Raw genomic sequence first — 16,950 nt, 5'->3', positions numbered from 1 at the left:
GGATGATCCGTACCAGATGCGCTATTTACTCAGCGTTGCCACCATCACCGCTTTGATGGTGTGCATCCGGTTTTCCGCCTGATCGAAGACGATGCTTGCCGGCGACTCAAAGACCTCGTCAGTCACTTCCATGCCGCCATGCAGGCCGTATTCCTCCGCCATCTGCTGACCAAGGGTCGTTTGATCGTCATGGAACGCGGGCAGGCAGTGCAGAAATTTCACCTGCGGATTACCGGTCAGCGCCATCATGTTGCTATTCACCTGATAAGCGCGCAGTAACGCAATGCGTTCCGCCCATTTCTCTTTGGCTTCGCCCATCGAGACCCACACGTCGGTGTAGATAAAGTCCGCCCCTTGCACGCCCGCCGCGATATCTTCGGTCAGAGTGATGTTGCCGCCGTTTTTCTGTGCCAGCGCCCGGCATTCTGCCACCAGATTTTCTTCGGGCCAGCAGGCCTTCGGAGCCACCAGGCGCAGATCCAGACCGGTCAACGCCGCGGCTTCGAGCATGGAGTTGCCCATATTGTTGCGGGCGTCGCCTGCATAGACCAGGGTCATTTCGTTAAAGGCTTTCCCCGGCAGATGTTCCTGCATGGTCAATAGATCTGCCAGCAGCTGGGTGGGATGAAACTCGTTGGTCAGACCGTTCCATACCGGAACACCGGCATATTTGGCCAGCGTTTCGACCACTTCCTGACCATGACCGCGGTACTGAATACCGTCATACATCCGGCCCAGCACGCGGGCGGTATCTTTAATGGATTCTTTATGGCCGATCTGGCTGCCGCTTGGCCCGAGATAAGTGACGCGGGCACCCTGATCAAATGCGGCAACTTCGAAAGAGCATCGTGTCCGGGTAGAGTCTTTTTCGAAGATGAGCGCGATGTTTTTTCCAGCCAGATGCTGGATTTCAATACCGTTTTTTTTATCGGTTTTCAGTCTGGCCGCCAGCTTCAGCAGAGCGGTGATTTCTGCAGGGGTAAAATCGAGTAACTTTAAAAAATGCTTCTGGTAAAACGCGGACATGATTCCCTCACATGGCTTAAGCCCCTTATTGAATTAAAATTCAATTTATATGTATGAATATTCATTTGCAACCCCGTGACACAAATCTTTCGCACAAAGGTGGAGGCAATCACGGCGGTATGTGACAATAGAAGTATCTGCCGCACATTATGAGGAACGAGCCATGGCAAACCCGGAACTACTGGAAGAACAGCGTGAAGAAACGCGTCTGATTATCGAAGAGCTGCTCGAAGACGGCAGCGATCCGGACGCGCTGTACACGATTGAACACCATCTCTCTGCCGACGACTTTGAAACGCTGGAGAAAGTGGCTGTCGAGGCCTTCAAACTGGGTTACGAAGTGACCGAGCCGGAAGAGCTGGAAGTGGAAGAAGGCGAAGTGGTTATCTGCTGTGACATCCTGAGCGAAAGCGCCCTGAAGGTGGAGCTGATTGATGCCCAGGTTGAACAACTGATGACTCTGGCGGAAAAATTCGGCGTCGAATATGACGGTTGGGGTACTTACTATGAAGACCCGAACGGTGAAGAGGGCGATGAAGAAGATGACGACGATCTCGTCGATGAAGACGATGACGGCGTTCGCCACTAAGTAAATCTGCACGTCATCCTTCAGGCCGCGTCTTTGCTGGCTACGCACAGGAACCCCGGCGACATCGTTCTCTATGTTGTCGGGGTTTTCGTCTCGTTATACCCTGAACAATAATATTGTGTCTGTTTGGATGCGATAACGGCCGGCAGCCGTTACCGTATAGCAAGGAACCTCAATGGACTACCCGCAAATACTCGCCCCCGTAAGTCACTTCCTGCACTGCCCGACGCCACAGGCGTGGATTGATGAAGCCCGTAAGCCGGAAAATCTCCCGCTGCTGCTGACCGATCATATGGTTTGTGAGCTAAAAGCGGCGCAAAACGCGCTGCTACTGGTGCGTAAATATGTTGCTGATAAAGAAGGGGCCGACGAGCTGCTGGCCTGCCTGAAGCCGTATGAGGACTTTACCTATCGCCGGGGGCCCGAGCCGGATTTCGTCGCGCTGCATAAACGGATTAATAAGAGCGCCATGCCGCAAACCGACGATCCCTGGAGCCGTCAGCTGGTGGACAGCATGGTACTGCTGATTAAAGAAGAGCTGCACCATTTCTGGCAGGTGCGGGAGATGATGCAGGCCCACGCTATTCCGTACGTCAAAATCACCGCCAGTAATTATGCCCGCGGGTTGCGCAGAGAGGTACGCTCCCACGAACCGGTGATGCTCATCGATAAGCTGATTTGCGGAGCCTACATTGAAGCGCGCTCCTGCGAGCGCTTTGCCGCGCTGGCGCCGTGGCTGAATGACGATCTGCAGAAGTTCTATCTGTCGCTGCTGCGCTCCGAAGCGCGGCACTATCAGGACTATCTGGATTTGGCGCAGCAGATTGCCGAAGAGGATATCAGTGAACGTATTCACCAGCTTGGCGAGGCGGAGGCGGCGTTAATTCTCCGACCTGAGGCGGAGTTCCGCTTCCACAGCGGCGTACCGATGGTCGCGGCGTAAAGTGCCTTTCCCCGGAGGCGGGTCCGGACGACCAAACCTGACGAGGCCCGGCTAACGGCGCTGCACGCCTTATCCGGGGTATCTGAGGGGGAGAGCCCGTCGCCCCGGTAAGACCGGGGAAGCGCGGCTGACGGGCACGAGCGCTTACAGCGTTTTCAGCATCCGCACTTCGCAATCTACATGACCGGTGCAGCCCAGCGGGCCGTCGATATGTTCGAAGCCCAGGCGCTCATACAGCCCGACGGCTTCTTTCAGGAAGGCGGTGGTTTCCAGATAGCAGCGTTTGAAACCCTGCTCGCGGGCATAATCTAACGCCAGCAGCGCCAGCTTTTTCGCCAGTCCCTGCCCACGGGCAGAGGTCATAAAATACATTTTCTGCAGTTCGCAAATATCCGGTTCGCTATGTGCCAGCGGAGCAATGCCGCCGCCACCGACCACCCGACCATCCTGCTCAACCACCCAATAGGCGGAGCCCGGTTGGCTGTAGAGTTCAAACAGCTCATCGAGGTTGGGGTCGGCTACGGTGTAGCCCTTATCAGCCGTCAGCCCGTATTCCGCAGAAACCTGGCGGATAACGTTGGCGATAGCAGCATTGTCTTCAGCGGTGATGCGGCGCAGCGACGCCGTAACGGTCGCGATCGTATTCATACGATTACTCATAGCAAAAAAATGACGGATGGTGTTGTTAATAACATCGGGAGCGGGGGGAGCGCAAGCGGGGATCGCGGATTAAAACGCCCCCTGCCTGAGCAGGCAAGGGGCGGGAGGATTACAGCGCGGCGATGACCGCCTGCTGTTCGATCAGTTTGCTTTTCGCTTCGGCATAACCGTCCAGCTTCTCACGCTCTTTGGCGATCACCGCTTCCGGTGCGCGAGCGACAAAGCCTTCGTTGGCCAGTTTGCTTTCGATGCGGCTGATTTCACCGTCGATCTTCGCCACTTCTTTCGCCAGACGCGCCAGCTCATCTTCTTTGTTGATGAGACCCGCCATCGGGATCAGCAGCTCGGCGCCGTCGATGATTTTGGTCACGGAAACCGGACCTTTGTCGGCGGCTGGCAGTACGGTGATGCTTTCCAGACGCGCCATGGACTGCAGGAAGCTCTGGTTGTCGGTCACGCGACGCTGAGCGTCAGCGCTGCAACCGCGCAGCAGCAGTTCGAGCGGTTTGCCCGGGGCGATGTTCATTTCCGCACGGATGTTACGTACGGCAACGATCGCCTGCTTCAACCATTCGGTATCGGCCAGCGCCGCTTCATCAACCTGCGCCGCATCGTAAGCCGGGAACGGCTGCAGCATGATGGTATCCGCATCGATACCGACGATAGTTTTCACACGCTGCCAGATGGTTTCGGTGATGAACGGAATGATCGGATGCGCCAGACGCAGCAGACCTTCCAGCACGGTGACCAGCGTGTTGCGGGTGCCGCGCAGCTCGGCTTCAGATCCGCCGGTCATGACCGGTTTGGTCAGCTCCAGGTACCAGTCGCAGAACTGGTTCCAGGTGAACTCATACAGGATGCCGGCGGCGATGTCGAAGCGGAAGTTATCCAGCGCTTCGCGGTACGCTTTTACGGTCTGGTTGAATTCGGCAAGGATCCAGCGGTCCGCCAGCGACAGGACTTTCTCGCCGCCGTTGAAGCCGCAGTCCTGATCTTCGGTGTTCATCAGCACGAAACGGCTGGCGTTCCACAGCTTGTTACAGAAGTTACGGTAACCTTCCAGACGCTTCATGTCCCAGTTGATGTCGCGGCCGGTGGAGGCCAGCGCCGCCAGGGTGAAGCGCAGGGCGTCGGTGCCGTGCGGCTCGATACCGTTCGGGAACTGTTTCTCGGTGCGTTTGGCGATTTTCTCCGCCAGCTGCGGCTGCATCATGTTACCGGTGCGTTTCTCCAGCAGCTCTGGCAGGGAGATGCCGTCAACCATATCCAGCGGGTCAATAACGTTGCCCTTGGATTTGGACATCTTCTGGCCTTCGTCGTCACGAATCAGACCGGTCATGTAGACGGTATGGAACGGTACCTGCGGTTTGCCGTTTTCATCTTTGATGAAGTGCATGGTCATCATGATCATGCGGGCAATCCAGAAGAAGATGATGTCGAAACCGGAAACCATCACGCTGGTCGGGTGGAACTGACGCAGCGCATCGGTGTTTTCCGGCCAGCCGAGGGTGGAGAAGGTCCACAGCGCGGAGGAGAACCAGGTGTCGAGCACGTCTTCGTCCTGGCGCAGCGCGACGTCAGCGGAGAGGTTGTTCTCCTGACGCACTTCGTCTTCGGTGCGGCCTACGTAGACGTTGCCTTCGTTGTCATACCACGCCGGGATACGGTGACCCCACCACAACTGACGGGAGATACACCAGTCCTGAATATCGCGCATCCAGGAGAAGTACATGTTTTCGTACTGCTTCGGCACGAACTGAATGTCGCCGTTTTCAACCGCTTCTACGGCAGGCTTCGCCAGCACGTCGGCACGCACGTACCACTGGTCGGTCAGCATCGGCTCGATCACCACGCCGCCACGGTCGCCGTACGGCACGGTCAGATCGTGAGGTTTGATCTCTTCAAGCAGGCCGAGCGCATCGATGGCTGCCACCACGGCTTTACGCGCAGCGAAACGCTCCAGATTCTGGAATTCCGCCGGGATCTCTGCGGAGTAAACGTCGGACTCTTCGCCTTTGGTATCGTACACCTGCGCGCTTTCGCGGATGTCGCCGTCAAAGGTCAGGATGTTGATCATCGGCAGGGCGTGACGTTTCCCGACTTCATAGTCGTTAAAGTCGTGCGCCGGAGTGATTTTCACGCAGCCGGTGCCTTTTTCCATATCGGCGTGTTCATCGCCGACGATCGGAATGCGGCGGTTAACCAGCGGCAGCACCACGAATTTACCGATCAGATCTTTATAACGCGGATCTTCCGGGTTAACGGCCACGCCGGTGTCGCCCAGCAGGGTTTCCGGACGGGTGGTCGCCACGACCAGATAATCTTTACCGTCAGCGGTTTTCGCGCCGTCGGCCAGCGGGTAGCGGATGTGCCACATCGAGCCTTTAGACTCGCGGTTTTCCACTTCCAGGTCGGAAATCGCGGTACGCAGTTTCGGATCCCAGTTAACCAGGCGCTTGCCGCGGTAAATCAGGTCTTCTTTGTACAGACGAACAAAGACTTCTTTTACGGCATTGGAGAGGCCTTCATCCATGGTGAAGCGCTCGCGCTCCCAGTCCACGGAGTTGCCCAGGCGACGCATCTGACGGGTAATGGTGCCGCCGGATTCCGCTTTCCACTGCCAGATTTTATCGATAAAGGCATCGCGACCGTAGTCGTGGCGAGTTTTCCCTTCTTCTGCGGCAATCTTACGCTCAACCACCATCTGGGTCGCGATACCCGCGTGGTCGGTACCGGCCTGCCACAGAGTATTTTTACCCTGCATGCGCTGGTAGCGAATCATGGTATCCATGATGGTTTGCTGGAAGGCATGACCCATATGCAAACTGCCGGTGACGTTCGGCGGCGGGATCATGATGCAGAAGCTCTCCTGGCTTTCATCACCATTCGGTTTGAAATAGCCCTGCTTTTCCCAATGCTCGTAGAGCGGCTGTTCGATATCTTGTGGGTTGTATGTCTTTTCCATTATTTCCAGGTTGCCGTATTCAGGTTGAAACCAGCCATGCGGTACGCTTTGTAGCGTTCGCGCGCCAGTTGTTTCAGAGAATCTTCGTAAGGGACAAAGTCTATCACTTCTGTGAAAGCGGTGGCAAAATCTGCAAAGTTTAGCCGCAGACTGATCAGAATATCCCGCGGGCTGCTGTTGCGTTTTTGCGGCCAGGCGATCTCCACCGGCGCTCCGCCTCTGGGGCCTTCTCCCGCCAGATTATGCGGGACGAAGCTTTCCGGAGGGCGGGCCCACAGCGCTTCATCCAGACGGATGGCCTGCTGTTCGTCTTCACAGGCGATAAGCACGCGTTTGCCGCTACGCCAACGTTCTGCGGCAATGTCACACACCAGTTGTTCAACGGCGCTTAAACCGTCTTGTTGTGTGTCGTTGTCCAGAAGGTAGAACGTTGCGTTTTTCATATATGGGGCTTCTTGTGGTGACTTTAAATGCTTAAGCCGGGTGGCGCTGCGCTGACCCGGCCTACAAACGGCATCTTTGCGTAGGCCCGGCAAGCGTAGCGCCGCCGGGCATCAGACGGCAATTACTCTTCGCCAGTAAACCCGGCGCGATTGAGCAGGAACTGCGACAACAGGGCGACCGGGCGGCCGGTGGCACCTTTCGCTTTCCCGGAACGCCAGGCGGTGCCGGCGATATCCAGGTGTGCCCAGTTGTACTTACGGGCAAAGCGCGACAGGAAGCAGCCGGCGGTGATCGCGCCGCCAGGACGTCCGCCGATGTTGGCCATATCCGCGAAGTTAGACTCCAGCTGATCCTGGAATTCGTCGCCCAGCGGTAAGCGCCATGCGCGGTCGCCCGCCAGTTCGGATGCGCCGATCAGCTCGTGAGCCAGCGGGTTGTGGTTCGACATCAGGCCGGTGATATGATGGCCCAGGGCAATCACGCACGCGCCGGTCAGCGTGGCGACGTCAATCACCGCTTCCGGTTCGAAACGCTCAACATAGGTCAGCACATCGCACAGCACCAGACGGCCTTCGGCGTCGGTATTCAGTACTTCAACGGTTTGACCGGACATGGTCGTCAGGACGTCGCCCGGACGATAGGCGCGGCCGCCAGGCATGTTTTCACAGCCGGCGAGGACGCCGATCACGTTCAGCGGCAGTTGCAGTTCAGCAACCATACGCATCACGCCGTAGACCGCCGCCGCACCGCACATGTCGTACTTCATCTCATCCATGCCTTCGGCAGGTTTGATGGAGATACCGCCGGAGTCAAAGGTCAGCCCTTTGCCGACCAGAACGATCGGACGCGCGTCTTCCGCCGGGTTGCCTTTGTATTCAATCACCGACATCAGCGATTCATTCTGCGAACCGTTGCCAACCGCCAGGTAAGAGTTCATACCCAGCTCTTTCATCTGCTGTTCGCCGATGACGCGGGTGATCACATTCTTACTGTAGGTATCGGCCAGCTGACGGGCCTGAGAGGCCAGATAGGCGGCGTTACAGATGTTTGGCGGCATATTGCCGAGATCTTTGGCCGCTTTGATACCGGCGGCAATGGCCAGTCCGTGCTGGATGGCGCGTTCGCCGCTGGTCAGCTCGCGACGGGTCGGGACGTTGAAGACCATTTTACGCAGCGGGCGACGCGGCTCGCTTTTGTTGGTTTTCAACTGATCGAAGCTGTACAGCGTCTCTTTGGCGGTCTCAACGGCCTGGCGAACTTTCCAGTAGTTGTTACGGCCTTTCACGTGCAGTTCGGTCAGGAAGCAGACGGCTTCCATTGAACCGGTATCATTCAAAGTATTAATGGTTTTCTGAATGACCTGCTTGTACTGACGCTCGTCCAGCTCACGCTCTTTGCCGCAGCCAATCAGCAGAATACGTTCTGACAGAATATTTGGCACGTGGTGCAGCAGCAGCGTCTGGCCAGGCTTACCTTCCAGTTCACCGCGACGCAGCAGCGCGCTGATATAGCCGTCACTGATTTTATCGAGTTGTTCGGCAATCGGGGAGAGGCGACGCGGTTCAAAGACGCCGACTACGATACAGGCACTCCGCTGTTTCTCCGGGCTACCGCTTTTTACACTGAACTCCATGCACTACGCTCCTGAATCTTAAAGACAACGACGGTGGCTACGGATAGAATTGAAAGCTTTCGTAACTCATGTCCGCTGTTGCGGTGACTTCGTGTTAATCTTAACGTTATTACGGCTTTGGTTCGTCAGAAAAAAACCTGATACGCGGAACCAGTGAGTCATTTAATCTTAGCGATGATTTCGAAGACCAAAGAGAATAAATGACGTTTAAGCCATGAAACAAGCAATTTTCCTGCAATAAGACGGGTTTTTACGGGCGTATTTATAGTGATAATCATAAGATATCTGGTTCGTGAGACGCTGAAAAGCCAGTTGGCGATCCTGTTCATCCTGTTACTGATCTTCTTTTGCCAGAAACTGGTCAGGATCCTTGGCGCCGCGGTGGATGGCGATATCCCGACAAATCTGGTGCTCTCGCTGTTAGGGCTGGGCGTACCGGAAATGGCGCAGCTCATTCTGCCCCTGAGTTTATTCCTCGGGCTGCTGATGACGCTGGGCAAACTGTATACCGAAAGTGAAATCACGGTGATGCATGCCTGCGGCCTGAGTAAGGCCGTGCTGGTGAAAGCGGCGATGATCCTCGCGCTGTTTACCGGCGCGGTGGCGGCGGTCAACGTGATGTGGGCCGGCCCCTGGTCGTCTCGCCATCAGGATGAAGTGCTGGCGGAGGCGAAAGCCAACCCCGGTATGGCGGCGCTGGCCCAGGGCCAGTTTCAGCAGGCCAGCGACGGCAGCGCCGTGCTGTTTATTGAAAACGTCAACGGCAAGCGCTTCCATGATGTCTTCCTGGCGCAGCTGAAGCCAAAAGGTAACGCGCGACCTTCCGTCGTGGTGGCCGATTCCGGCGAACTGACGCAGAAGAAAGACGGCTCGCAGGTGGTGACCATGAATCAGGGTACCCGCTTTGAAGGTACGGCGATGCTGCGCGATTTCCGCATTACTGATTTTAAAAATTACCAGGCCATTATTGGCCATCAGGCGGTGGCTTCGGATCCTGACGACACCGAACAGATGGGCATGCGCGCGCTGTGGCGCACCGATACCGACCGCGCGCGCGCTGAGCTGCACTGGCGCTTCACGCTGGTGGCAACGGTGTTCATTATGGCGTTGATGGTCGTTCCGCTGAGCGTGGTGAACCCGCGTCAGGGCCGCGTGCTGTCGATGCTGCCGGCGATGCTGCTGTATCTGGTCTTCTTCCTGCTGCAAACCTCGATTAAGTCAAACGGCGGTAAAGGTAAAATCGACCCGATGATCTGGATGTGGGGGATTAACCTGCTCTATTTCGCGCTGGCCGTGCTGCTGAACCTGTGGGATACGGTGCCGATGCGCCGCTTCCGTGCCCGTTTTAACAAAGGAGCGGTGTGATGCAGGCGTTTGGCGTACTCGACCGTTATATCGGTAGGACGATTTTCAACACCATCATGATGACGCTGTTCATGCTGGTTTCGCTCTCGGGCATTATCAAGTTTGTCGACCAGTTGAAAAAAGCCGGCCAGGGCAGCTACGACGCGCTCGGTGCCGGGCTGTATACCATCCTCAGCGTGCCAAAAGATGTGCAGATTTTCTTCCCGATGGCAGCGCTGCTTGGCGCACTGCTTGGCCTGGGGATGCTGGCGCAGCGCAGCGAACTGGTGGTGATGCAGGCCTCCGGCTTCACCCGGTTACAGGTAGCGCTGGCGGTGATGAAAACCGCGATTCCGCTGGTTCTGCTGACTATGGCGATCGGGGAGTGGGTGGCGCCGCAGGGCGAGCAGATGGCGCGTAATTATCGCGCCCAGCAGATGTACGGCGGTTCGCTGCTGTCGACCCAGCAGGGGCTGTGGGCGAAAGACGGCCATAACTTCGTGTATATCGAACGGGTGAAAGGAAACGATGAACTGGGCGGCGTGAGTATTTACGCCTTTAACGACCAGCGCCGTTTGCAGACCGTTCGCTACGCCGCCTCGGCGAAATTCGACAACGATAATAAAGTCTGGCGCCTGTCGCAGGTTGATGAGTCTGACCTGACCGACCCGAAACAGATCACCGGCTCGCAGATGGTCAGCGGCACCTGGAAAACTAAGCTGACGCCCGACAAGCTGGGCGTGGTGGCGCTGGATCCGGATGCGTTGTCGATCAGCGGCCTGCATAACTACGTGACCTATCTGAAATCCAGCGGACAGGACCCGGGACGCTACCAGCTCAACATGTGGAGCAAAATCTTCCAGCCGCTGTCGGTGGCGGTGATGATGCTGATGGCGCTGTCGTTTATCTTCGGCCCGCTGCGCAGCGTGGCGATGGGGGTAAGGGTTGTCACCGGGATCAGCTTTGGCTTTATCTTCTACGTGCTGGACCAGATTTTTGGCCCGCTGACGCTGGTCTACGGCATCCCGCCGATTATCGGCGCGCTGCTGCCAAGCGCCAGCTTCTTCCTGATCAGCCTCTGGCTGATGATGCGTAAGGCGTAAACGACCCGCGACTCCTCCCGTCGGGAGGAGTCGTTACAGCGCGGGCGGCCTGTCAATATTGTTTAAAAACCCTTTCACGCAGCTTTCCTGATGACGGAACAGCGTCACTATCTCACTCACCGCCTTACCGTCCCGTTCTTTACTCCATGCCAGCGACAGCGGTGAAGGCTGCCGACGATTCTCCACCTCTTTGGCTATCAGACTGCCGTTATCAAGCCACGGCTGACAGACATTGCGCGGCAGAAAGCCGACGCCCACCCCGGTAATATGGCACTGTAATTTAGTCTGCATGTCCGGGACTTTTATTTCCTTCTGTCCGGAGAGCAGCCAGGCCACGCGCTTGGTGAGATTGCGGGAGGTATCTTCGATATTAATAGCCGGGAAAGCGCGCAGCGGTGCATCGTTAATCACCCCTTCGACGGCCGCCAGCGGATGATGCGGCGCCACCACAAAGACCCAGCTGATTTCCCCGAGCGGCAACAGATTAATTGAGTTGGAGAGCGATTCCGAACCGGTGACGCCAATCGCCAGGTGGTAGTCGCCATACAGCATGGCATCCCAGACCCCCATATAGACCTGGCGGGAGACCTGAAACTGGGTAAACGGGAATCGCTGATGCAGATGGCTGAGCAGCAGGGCCACGGCGAGGTTGTCGTACAGCAGATTGTTGATAACCAGATTCACCTGGCGTTCGACGCCGTCATTGACCTGGCTTAGCTCATCGGGCATCGCCTCCAGCCAGCTTAGCCACTGCAGGCAGCGCTCAAGCAGATGGGTGCCGGCGGGGGTCAGACTGACCGAGCGTGTGGTTCGCAGAAACAGCGGTGTACCCAACGATTCTTCCAGCATTTTGATGCGGTAGCTGATGGCGGCCGGGGTTTTGAACAGGCTCTCGGCGGCGCGGGAAAAACTCCGGGTTTCCGCCACGCGAATAAAGGTGCGGATCGTTTCATGGTCCATCATTACAGTGTCCCCCTGATACATGCGTTACCAGACACTGCTGCGCAACATGCACTCCCAGCAGAGTGTCTGCGCCAGAGGTGTGTCCGTGTGCCAGCAGGTGACGAATGGCGTGGTGAGTCCTTGTGCGATGAGCACCGACAGCCAGGTGACGCAGGAGATGGATAAGCGTGGTCGAAAAGCGCCCTTGACTGGCGTGCAGAAGATAACAAGCGCTTACCGTCGTTGTCAGCTGTTGCAGCGCCCGGGCCGGGGGGAATTGCTCGATTTTGCGAGGCAACTCGCGAAGTGGCGCGGCGCAGTACAGAACGGCCAGCGCACCGACCAGCATATCGTCCATGGAGGGGGTCAGTCCGGGGCCGAGTCCGATCAGCGTTTCTGCGTCGGCAAAGCCGTTGTTCAGCAGCCTGAACAGACTCTGCTGTGGCGTATCTGCACGGTTCACCGCTTCTGAGAGGCTGCCGCAAAGCCCGGTATTCTGAGGATAAGCGGATAAAAAAGCCGCCAGTGGCTGTAAGGGATGAGTAGGGAGTGAGGGGGTAATATGCCGACGAGGAGCGCGCAATCGCAGCGCCCGCCAGTGTAAAACGCCGGCAAACAGAGTGAGCACGGTGCCAGGAGAGAGGATGCTGCGCAGATAATCATACTCCTGACAGCGCAGCAGCCAGCCCATGGGGGGCAGGTTTGTTCCGCCGCGCAGCAGGGTCAACAGCGTGCCATCCTCATGCTGCAGATTAATGGCCTGGCTAAACAGGCTATGACAACGCCACTCGCCGTCCGGGAGCGGATGGCTGCAGCCAGAGGCAAGCGGCGTCAGGATCATATCAGGCTGCCTGGATATTCATCGCCTGGGCCAGCGCTTCCAGCGCCTGCTCGAAGCAGGCCAGCGGGGCGCGGACGGTTCCGGCACCCACCTGGCCAATCCCGGCCTCCTTGTGGGCAATGCCGGTATTAATGATTGGCGTGATGCCGGTTTCCACGACCCGACGAATATCGAGCCCCAGGCAGGCCCCCTGGAAGTTCCACGACGGGATCTGCAACAGCGGGTTATGCTGAAGATAAATCTCGCCCATCTCCTCTGATGTTTCCTGGGCCGCCTCCATCCCGCCTGCGCCAACGAAGCGGGTAACGCCTGGGGCAGCAATCATCGCCGCGCCGCCGATGCCGTAGGTTTCCGTTATTGCGCTGTCGCCGATGTCCGGGTTGGCATCTGCCTGGCTGTAGCCGGTAAAGAACAGCCCCTGCGGGGTATTCACCGGCGCGGTAAACCAGCGGTCGCCGAGGCCGCTGACGCGGATGCCGAACATCTGGCCGTTGCGGGTCATGGCGGTGACCACCGAGCCTGCTTTAATTTCTGCGGCGGCATCCATGGCGGCTTTACAGTAGGCCATTGCCAGGTTGAGGAAGAACTGATCGGTGACGCTGAGGAACTCCAGCACTTCACCGGTCTGGGTTTTATCTCGTTCCTGTCCGGCGATGCGCGGGGCAAGGGTACGCATCAGCAGCGCCGAGGCGGCGATGTTGCGCTGGTGGAACTCGTCGCCCATGGTGATGGCCTGCGCCATCAGCGCCGACAGGTCAAGGCCCTCTTCGAAGGTGCTTAGCGCGTCGCTGAGTACCGGGGCGAGGGTATCGCGCATCCAGCGCAGACGGGTTTGCACGTCAGGGCCGTAAGCGCCAAAGCGCATCACTTTGCCGATTCCTTCGTTGAGGTTGCAATAGGCTTCATTGCCGTGCACCGCATCGCGCATCACAATCACCGGCATGCTGGCGGAGGTAATACCGCCCATCGGACCCACTGCCCGGACGTGATGACAGGGGACAAAGGCGACCTCTCCTTGCTCCAGCAGCTGCAAAGCATGGGCTTCATCATCAGCCCAGCCTTCAAACAGACAGGCCCCGAGACAGGCCCCGCGCATCGGGCCGGTCATCTCCTGCCAGCGGATTGGCGGCCCGGCATGCAGCAGCACGCGGCCTTCACGCAGTTCAGGGATAACGCTGGCGGCGGGTTTAACGTCGAGCCAGTGCGGGCGGGCGGCTTTAATACGGGCGATCACCGCGTCGTTTGCTTGATTAATGCTGGTGTACATAGCTACCTCTTACAAAAATAGAGTCAAAAGTTCAGTTGCTTAAGCAGGGCCGCCAGATGCGGATTGCCGCCGGCTATCGGTGCCCACTGGAAATGCACCACCGGGCAACCGGCCTGCTGCAAATCACGGGCAAAGCTGCGCAGGCCAACGTTGATCACCTGCACGCCGTTGAGCAGCGCCGGGAGAGCGACAGGCGCCGGGTGTTGACGGGGAGCCACCAGGTAATGCGCCAGCAGCACCGCCTCCTGCAAGGTGTTCATTACGATGACGTCGCCGTTGAGCAGGGCGTCGATTTGTTGGGAGCGAGGCTGGGGATCCTGTTCGGTGCCGGTGACGGTGGCGATAACCGTCAGCGGTTGCTCAGGGCCACGGGCGCTGCGGACGGTGTTAATGGCCTCCAGCAGCGCGCCCGCCGGATCGTCACAGGCGCCATAGCCGAGCACGATGTCTACCAGCAGCACCCCGGTTTCCGGCTGCTGGCTGAGTTTCTCGATCTCCAGTGAACGGGTGGTTGGGTCGATCATCGGGTGCGGGCGTCCCACCGTCCAGGCGTCGTCGCCAAGATCGATCAGGCGATGACCCTGGGCTTCCAGCATCACGCCGTCCGGGTGATGAGCATCGGTTTCCACCCCCAGATGCTCCGCCAGTAACATCGCCGCCTCAGCGGCGAGCGTACCGCCTGCATACAGGCCAAGGATCTGCTTACCACGTTGTGGTGCCTGCGAAGCCGCTATCTGCTCGACGCTCGCCAGCATAGCGGCCAGGCGCGCGGCTTCAGCCAGTGAGCTGGCGAACCAGATATTGCCCTCCTGCGCCCGGGCGGGTTTGCTGCCGAGAAACAAGGCGACGACGGGCTTAGACAGCTTTTTCATGGCGCTGATAATGGTCTGCCTGACTGATTCAGCAGGGGGCTTGGAGACGAAAGCGATCACCTTGCTTTGCTCGTCTGCCGCCAGCATCTCCAGCGCCGTCAGGGCGCTGAGGCCCCCGATCTGCTGATTCAGATCGCGTCCCCCTAAACCCATCGCATGAGTCACGCCCTGGCCGAGCAGCGCTACCTGTGAGGTCAGCTCCTGGATGCCGGTGCCCGAAGCGCCAATCACCCCGATACAGCCCGCAGGCAGAATGTTGGCGAAGGCCAGCGGCGCTCCGGCGATGGCGGCGGTGCCGCAGTCGGGCCCCATCACCAGCAGACCGCGCTCGCGGGCGTACTGTTTCAGGGCCCGCTCCTGCTCCAGCGGCACGTTGTCAGAAAACAGCATCACATTTTTACCGCTCTCCAGCCCCTGACGGGCCACGCCCGCCGCGTACTCCCCGGCGACGGAGATCAGCACCAGGTTTGCCTCCGGCAGCTTCGCGCAGGCGCTCTCCCAGCGGCGCGCCTTTTGCAGACGCAGGCCGCTGCTTTGCCCCTGGGCAATGGTGTTTAGCTCGGCGTCCAGTCGCTGCTGGATCAGGGTGAGAATATCGGCGACCGGCTGACGGGTGCGGATTGCCGCGCAGATATCGTTCGGCGTTGCCTGGGCAAATTCTTCATGCCAGAAGCCCGTCGACTCCAGCAGCGCTTTGTTAGCGGGGGTGCCCATCATCACCGAGACTTCTTCGACATCGTCAATGGCGCTCAGCTTACGGGAGATAAGCATCAGGCTGACGGAGTCCTGAAAACTGCCTTTTTTTACGAATGCGTAAATCATCACAGACCTCGGGTTATTTCTTCTCTTTCAGGAACAGCATGCCGACCAGACCCACGACCAGTAACGCCGCGGAGACGTAGAAGCTGGAGGCAAGACTGCCGGTCATATCGCGAGCGGCGCCGGCAATCACCGGAGCCAGTATGGAGGAGCTCATACCGATAAAATTGAACAGGCCGAAGGCGGAGCTGTAGTTGTTCTCATCGACGCTGTCGGCGACCAGCGCCACCAGAACCGGATCCAGCGCCAGCTTGCCGACCAGGCCGTAAACGCACAGGGCGACGATTACCCCGGTCATATTCGGCATCCAGATGATGGAGAGCATGCTGAGAATGGCCACCGGCACCAGTACCAGAATCAGCGGCTTACGTTTACCCAGACGGTCGGAGAGCGAGGAGAAGAGCAGCGCTCCAGGGATTGAGATCCAGGCGACCAGCGAGGTGATAAAGCCGGTTTCGCTGCCCGCAATGCCGCGCTCGCTTTGCAGGTAATAGGGCAGCCAGGTGAGGATCACGAAGAAGCCAAACAGGCTGCAAAACACCATCAGATAGACCAGCAGCAGATTGCGGTTTTTGAACAAATCGGTGAATTTGCTTTTCGGTTTCGCCACCCCGCCTGCCTCGACGGGCTGGCGCTTTTTCTCTTTGACAAACAGCCAGATAGCCAGCCCGGTCAGCAGAGTAGGGATCGACATGACAAAGAACGGCGTACGCCAGCTGTAGCCCTGGTCATACACCAGCCAGCTGGAGGCCATCAGCCCCAGCGCAATACCAAAAGCCATACCGCTGTTGATGATGGCGCTGCCGAGCGAACGGTATTTTTTTGGGATTTGCTCTGAGGAGAGGCCGTACTGCGGGCCGTAGTAGGTGCCTTCGCCAGCGCCGGTGACGACCCTGGCGAACAGCAGGGTGCTCCAGCTTTTGGCCCAGCCGGTGACGGCGGTAAAGGCCCCGAACAGTAAAAATCCAGGAATAAGGACTTTTTTCTTGCCTATTTTATCTCCGAGGATCCCGGCCGGAACCTGTAATAAAGCGTAAGAGAAATAAAAGACCGAATTCATTAATCCGAGCTGGGTGCCTGATAAACCAAATTCTTTTTCCAGTTCCCCCATGACCGGGTTTAATACCGTGCGGTCGGCATACATAAATATCCAGCCGAGCCAGAATAAAAAGATGGTCACCCACCAGGCGGGGATCCCTCTTTTGTGCGGGGCCACCGCATCGTTGAGTTGTGCAGACATGGTTTGTCTCCTGTAGATAATGTTGCCGCCGCCAGTCCCGGCGGGTGTTCTGTGGCTAAACCTACAGTAGAAACAGGGGTATTCTGGTGAAGCAGATCACACTCGCCTGATTGTGAGATTTTTTTTCTTCACGCCGTCTGGATTATTAAAAATATTTAAAAGAAGCCATTGTTAGAATTAATTTAATAACCATGGTGGACTGAGGTTTAATTTTTAAATTGTTCTTTCGAGTCGGCCAATAATGATATTGCTCACATTTTAT

General features: G+C 57.8%; 15 protein-coding genes. 4 read left to right on the top strand and 11 right to left on the bottom strand.

Features of this window, described 5'->3' with window-relative positions; translation table 11 throughout:
- Nucleotides 1-21: 21 nt before the first annotated feature.
- Entirely contained in the window at nucleotides 22-1,026 is a 1,005-nt protein-coding gene (gene argF, locus AC236I_RS22515; RefSeq protein ID WP_004857290.1) for an ornithine carbamoyltransferase, read from the bottom strand.
- The gene (gene argL / locus AC236I_RS22510; RefSeq protein ID WP_371033352.1) at nucleotides 996-1,091 is read right to left on the bottom strand and encodes a putative translational regulatory protein ArgL; all 96 of its coding nucleotides are present in this window, start codon (nucleotides 1,089-1,091) and stop codon (nucleotides 996-998) included. The genes argF and argL overlap by 31 nt, the downstream gene beginning before the upstream one ends.
- Before the next feature lie 98 nt (nucleotides 1,092-1,189).
- Here argL and rraB point away from each other — a divergent pair, with 98 nt between their 5' ends.
- Together rraB and miaE are read left to right on the top strand one after the other, a co-directional pair.
- Nucleotides 1,190-1,615, top strand: coding sequence for a ribonuclease E inhibitor RraB (gene rraB, locus AC236I_RS22505; RefSeq protein ID WP_004857292.1), 426 nt, complete (start codon nucleotides 1,190-1,192; stop codon nucleotides 1,613-1,615).
- A gap of 175 nt (nucleotides 1,616-1,790) precedes the next feature.
- A complete protein-coding gene (gene miaE / locus AC236I_RS22500; protein ID WP_004857296.1) occupies nucleotides 1,791-2,558 on the top strand; it encodes a tRNA isopentenyl-2-thiomethyl-A-37 hydroxylase MiaE in 768 nt (255 codons plus the stop codon).
- A 144-nt stretch (nucleotides 2,559-2,702) separates the two neighbouring features.
- Here miaE and AC236I_RS22495 read toward each other — a convergent pair whose 3' ends face one another.
- The 4 genes from AC236I_RS22495 to pepA form a co-directional block, all read right to left on the bottom strand.
- Nucleotides 2,703-3,206, bottom strand: a complete 504-nt coding sequence (locus AC236I_RS22495; protein ID WP_004857300.1) for a GNAT family N-acetyltransferase — start codon at nucleotides 3,204-3,206, stop codon at nucleotides 2,703-2,705.
- Nucleotides 3,207-3,327: 121 nt separating this feature from the next.
- Nucleotides 3,328-6,183 carry a valine--tRNA ligase gene (locus AC236I_RS22490; RefSeq protein WP_015585297.1) on the bottom strand — a complete coding sequence of 952 codons (2,856 nt, stop codon included), beginning with the start codon at nucleotides 6,181-6,183 and terminating at the stop codon, nucleotides 3,328-3,330.
- Complete coding sequence (gene holC, locus AC236I_RS22485; protein ID WP_004857306.1) at nucleotides 6,183-6,626, bottom strand: DNA polymerase III subunit chi; 444 nt, start codon at nucleotides 6,624-6,626, stop codon at nucleotides 6,183-6,185. The genes AC236I_RS22490 and holC overlap by 1 nt, the downstream gene beginning before the upstream one ends.
- A 122-nt stretch (nucleotides 6,627-6,748) precedes the next feature.
- Nucleotides 6,749-8,260 carry a leucyl aminopeptidase gene (gene pepA / locus AC236I_RS22480; protein ID WP_004857309.1) on the bottom strand — a complete coding sequence of 504 codons (1,512 nt, stop codon included), beginning with the start codon at nucleotides 8,258-8,260 and terminating at the stop codon, nucleotides 6,749-6,751.
- A 267-nt stretch (nucleotides 8,261-8,527) separates the two neighbouring features.
- Here pepA and lptF point away from each other — a divergent pair, with 267 nt between their 5' ends.
- A complete protein-coding gene (gene lptF, locus AC236I_RS22475; RefSeq protein WP_004857311.1) occupies nucleotides 8,528-9,625 on the top strand; it encodes an LPS export ABC transporter permease LptF in 1,098 nt (365 codons plus the stop codon).
- Complete coding sequence (lptG, locus tag AC236I_RS22470) at nucleotides 9,625-10,707, top strand: LPS export ABC transporter permease LptG (protein WP_004857316.1); 1,083 nt, start codon at nucleotides 9,625-9,627, stop codon at nucleotides 10,705-10,707. The genes lptF and lptG overlap by 1 nt, the downstream gene beginning before the upstream one ends.
- A gap of 33 nt (nucleotides 10,708-10,740) precedes the next feature.
- Here lptG and allS read toward each other — a convergent pair whose 3' ends face one another.
- The 5 genes from allS to AC236I_RS22445 are packed head-to-tail and all read right to left on the bottom strand — an operon-like array spanning nucleotide 10,741 to nucleotide 16,688.
- Nucleotides 10,741-11,670: an HTH-type transcriptional activator AllS gene (gene allS / locus AC236I_RS22465; protein ID WP_004857321.1), complete on the bottom strand. Its 930-nt coding sequence runs from the start codon at nucleotides 11,668-11,670 to the stop codon at nucleotides 10,741-10,743.
- On the bottom strand, nucleotides 11,657-12,490 hold the full coding sequence (locus AC236I_RS22460) for an oxamate carbamoyltransferase subunit AllH family protein (RefSeq protein ID WP_015585296.1): 834 nt from the start codon (nucleotides 12,488-12,490) through the stop codon (nucleotides 11,657-11,659). The genes allS and AC236I_RS22460 overlap by 14 nt, the downstream gene beginning before the upstream one ends.
- A gap of 1 nt (nucleotide 12,491) precedes the next feature.
- The gene (locus AC236I_RS22455) at nucleotides 12,492-13,757 is read right to left on the bottom strand and encodes a YlbE family protein (protein ID WP_180553284.1); all 1,266 of its coding nucleotides are present in this window, start codon (nucleotides 13,755-13,757) and stop codon (nucleotides 12,492-12,494) included.
- A gap of 23 nt (nucleotides 13,758-13,780) precedes the next feature.
- The gene (gene fdrA, locus AC236I_RS22450) at nucleotides 13,781-15,451 is read right to left on the bottom strand and encodes an acyl-CoA synthetase FdrA (protein ID WP_004857330.1); all 1,671 of its coding nucleotides are present in this window, start codon (nucleotides 15,449-15,451) and stop codon (nucleotides 13,781-13,783) included.
- A gap of 13 nt (nucleotides 15,452-15,464) precedes the next feature.
- The gene (locus AC236I_RS22445; RefSeq protein ID WP_004857332.1) at nucleotides 15,465-16,688 is read right to left on the bottom strand and encodes an MFS transporter; all 1,224 of its coding nucleotides are present in this window, start codon (nucleotides 16,686-16,688) and stop codon (nucleotides 15,465-15,467) included.
- Between the last annotated feature and the right edge of the window lie 262 nt (nucleotides 16,689-16,950).

Source organism: Klebsiella sp. Sb-30 (assembly GCF_057652795.1).
This window is presented reverse-complemented; position numbering and strand designations above follow the sequence as displayed.

What these genes read in the sequence shown, in the direction of transcription:
- holC (WP_004857306.1), bottom strand. Translation starts at nt 6,626, where the DNA reads ATGAAAAACGCAACGTTCTACCTTCTGGACAACGACACACAACAAGAC.
- AC236I_RS22455 (WP_180553284.1), bottom strand. Translation starts at nt 13,757, where the DNA reads ATGTACACCAGCATTAATCAAGCAAACGACGCGGTGATCGCCCGTATT.
- AC236I_RS22460 (WP_015585296.1), bottom strand. Translation starts at nt 12,490, where the DNA reads ATGATCCTGACGCCGCTTGCCTCTGGCTGCAGCCATCCGCTCCCGGAC.
- rraB (WP_004857292.1), top strand. Translation starts at nt 1,190, where the DNA reads ATGGCAAACCCGGAACTACTGGAAGAACAGCGTGAAGAAACGCGTCTG.
- AC236I_RS22495 (WP_004857300.1), bottom strand. Translation starts at nt 3,206, where the DNA reads ATGAATACGATCGCGACCGTTACGGCGTCGCTGCGCCGCATCACCGCT.
- argL (WP_371033352.1), bottom strand. Translation starts at nt 1,091, where the DNA reads ATGAATATTCATACATATAAATTGAATTTTAATTCAATAAGGGGCTTA.
- pepA (WP_004857309.1), bottom strand. Translation starts at nt 8,260, where the DNA reads ATGGAGTTCAGTGTAAAAAGCGGTAGCCCGGAGAAACAGCGGAGTGCC.
- AC236I_RS22490 (WP_015585297.1), bottom strand. Translation starts at nt 6,183, where the DNA reads ATGGAAAAGACATACAACCCACAAGATATCGAACAGCCGCTCTACGAG.
- argF (WP_004857290.1), bottom strand. Translation starts at nt 1,026, where the DNA reads ATGTCCGCGTTTTACCAGAAGCATTTTTTAAAGTTACTCGATTTTACC.
- lptG (WP_004857316.1), top strand. Translation starts at nt 9,625, where the DNA reads ATGCAGGCGTTTGGCGTACTCGACCGTTATATCGGTAGGACGATTTTC.
- AC236I_RS22445 (WP_004857332.1), bottom strand. Translation starts at nt 16,688, where the DNA reads ATGTCTGCACAACTCAACGATGCGGTGGCCCCGCACAAAAGAGGGATC.
- miaE (WP_004857296.1), top strand. Translation starts at nt 1,791, where the DNA reads ATGGACTACCCGCAAATACTCGCCCCCGTAAGTCACTTCCTGCACTGC.
- fdrA (WP_004857330.1), bottom strand. Translation starts at nt 15,451, where the DNA reads ATGATTTACGCATTCGTAAAAAAAGGCAGTTTTCAGGACTCCGTCAGC.
- allS (WP_004857321.1), bottom strand. Translation starts at nt 11,670, where the DNA reads ATGATGGACCATGAAACGATCCGCACCTTTATTCGCGTGGCGGAAACC.